Annotated in this window: 5 protein-coding genes; all 5 read left to right on the forward strand. The window is 36.1% G+C overall.

All coding sequences use genetic code 11. The features are described from left to right. Positions 1 to 1,168 (forward strand): conjugal transfer protein (locus AC1Z3S_RS19915; RefSeq protein ID WP_461741823.1); only part of this gene is annotated, 1,168 nt, incomplete at its 5' end. 2 nt (positions 1,169 to 1,170) lie between these two features. Next, positions 1,171 to 1,386 carry a TcpD family membrane protein gene (locus tag AC1Z3S_RS19920; RefSeq protein ID WP_265460270.1) on the forward strand — a complete coding sequence of 72 codons (216 nt, stop codon included), beginning with the start codon at positions 1,171 to 1,173 and terminating at the stop codon, positions 1,384 to 1,386. Between the two features lie 22 nt (positions 1,387 to 1,408). After that, the gene (locus AC1Z3S_RS19925) at positions 1,409 to 1,771 is read left to right on the forward strand and encodes a hypothetical protein (RefSeq protein ID WP_461741824.1); all 363 of its coding nucleotides are present in this window, start codon (positions 1,409 to 1,411) and stop codon (positions 1,769 to 1,771) included. Positions 1,772 to 1,807: 36 nt separating this feature from the next. Next, complete coding sequence (locus tag AC1Z3S_RS19930) at positions 1,808 to 2,194, forward strand: TcpE family conjugal transfer membrane protein (RefSeq protein WP_265460272.1); 387 nt, start codon at positions 1,808 to 1,810, stop codon at positions 2,192 to 2,194. Positions 2,195 to 2,243: 49 nt separating this feature from the next. Next, positions 2,244 to 2,427, forward strand: a 184-nt coding sequence (locus tag AC1Z3S_RS19935) for a hypothetical protein (protein ID WP_461741825.1), incomplete at its 3' end; no start/stop codon positions are given.

Below are 2,427 nucleotides of genomic sequence, written 5' to 3' on the forward strand. Positions count from 1 at the left end.
GATTTCTAGTATTGAGCGGTTGCTGGTTACGCCAACGTCCGAAGAATTGAAAAAAATTCAGAAAGAGTTGGATATTTCATTTGTTGAAAATTCAAATGAAAAATATTTTGCTGAACCTGATCTAATTGAACAAGCTGCGTTTCCTGATTCTGATGGCTCTATTAGTGCAGTAGAAAAAGAAAATGCGTATGTTTATGAGTTTAATGAGGTCGATAATGCGAGTGTTGGCCAAAAAAGGAAGGCTAAAAAAGAAAAGCAAATTCCTGAAGCAAAAAGAAGTTTCTCTAAAATTGCTCGTGTTGGAGTTTGGGTACTTGTACTAGGATTAGGGGCTTCAGGCGGTATGGCTTTTGGAGCAGCAGCCACGGCTAATGTGAGAAGCGCCCAGGCACAAGCCGCTGTTGAAAGTGTTCAAAATCAGTTATCAAATCCAGAAGAAATTGTGGATGATACGACACAAGTTGATGCTTATTTTAGTCGGTTTTTACCAATCTTTTTGAATAGTAACCCGCAAGATAATGCGGCCAAAACGGTTCGAGAAGAAACTTTAAAGGAATATTTTGGTGATCCTTCTGTTGTAAGTTCGTCTAGTTCCTATATTCAAAAGCTAACATCTTATAAGTTGTATGAGATCAGCCAAGAGGACACTCAGCGTGTGGCCAAGTATTTGGTGACCTATTCTATTGAAGATACTGAAGAAGATAGTACGGAATTAGTTGTTAATCAGCTAATCAATATTCCGTTTATTAGTGAAAATGGAGTTATCGCAATTTCTGAGATTCCTTATTATACAAGTGCGCCACAAGATAAGGGGTTGACAGGCCTACAAGAAAATTCAATGAATGATGAATCTGAGGTGCCTTCTGATGAAAGCAGCGAAGTTACTACGTTTTTAGAACAGTTTTTTTCTAACTATGCGACTAACTCTTTAGAGGATATGTCGTATATGATGGCTGATCCTGAAAGTTTAGATGGTGAATACGAGTATGTGTCGTCTGATAATCGAGTGTATGCAGGACAGGATGGCGGCTATATTGTGAAGTCGGTTGTTGAATTTACCTTGAAAGATACAACATTCAATCATAAAGAAAATATGACGATAACATTAAGTAAAGTTGATGGGAAGTTTTTTGTTTCAGAATTAAATCATACATTAGGAGGAAATTAAGTATGCCAAGTTTAAGCGGATTTTTAACATGGGTTAAAACTGAGGGCGGTAACGCCATTTGGATTGTATTAGTTGTTTTTGCGGTGCGGTATTTATGGAAGCAGGATTGGGGTAAAATGGTTGGATTTATGGTAGCTGCTGGGGCAGCTTACTTTGTTGTTCAAAATCCAAACGTAGTGTCGTCGGCATTATCTAAAGTAGCAGAATTGTTGTTCTAGACAAAATTTAGGGGGGATTGTTATGGTGACCATAATAAGTGGATTGTTTCTTATTTGTGCTTTGCTGATAGGATATGTGATGGAATTAGATAAAGAATTGCGAAATGTTTACACGAATCCAATTTTCAAGGCAGCGATATTAGAAGATTGTTTAAACGATATCGACAGAAAAAAGAAGTATCTTAAGCGATTGAAACAGGCGGAAAGAGCGACAAATGATGCAGAGATAAGCACTTATGCAAAAGAATTGGTAGATGCCATAGAAATACAATCTTTATCCCTTTATGACATTAATCATTTGCGATCTGAAAATGAAAAATTAGTTGCTAGAAATTTTGAGTTAGAAGAATTACTAGCAAAACAACAAAAAGATTTTGACGAATAATTTGTCTGTATGACTTGCCAGGAAGGGGGTTATTGCGTGAAGCAATGTTATAACTACAAATATATTTTTGACGAACCCGCAAAAATACGGAAATTATGGAAAATCACATTACCTGTGGCATTACCATTGGCTCGATTTATGATTATGGTCGTGGTGATTGCGATTCTATATATTTTTTTTAGAGGTGTGATTGAGTTTTTAAATTCATTGTTAGGCGGTTTGCAGTATTTGATTTATTTAGGTGTCCCGTGGATTATTTCGGGAGTTATTTTGAAGTTAAATCCTGATGGTCAGAAGTTGCATTGGTATTTATTTGATTTAGGGAAGTTTATGTTTTTGATTTTTCTTCCTAAGAAGAAATTTTGCCAAGATGAAGTTGTTCATTTACCAAAAAAAGTTGTGTTTCAAAAATATGAGGAGTAGAGCCTAGTTTAACGCTAGGCTCTTTTTTAAAAGGAGTTGGATAGCAAGTATGGCAGTAGACACTGGAATTAAAACGTACCAGTCCCCTTTAAAGACGATACATAATAATATGTTGCTGACAAAAGAGGGCTACGTTTGGGCGTACTACCGAGTATTACCAGAGGAAACAAATTTCGGGAATTTAGATAAGATTGAGGAATTTAAACGAAAATGGACAAATGTTTTTCGGAAAA

This window comes from Enterococcus sp. LJL90 (assembly GCF_056924355.1).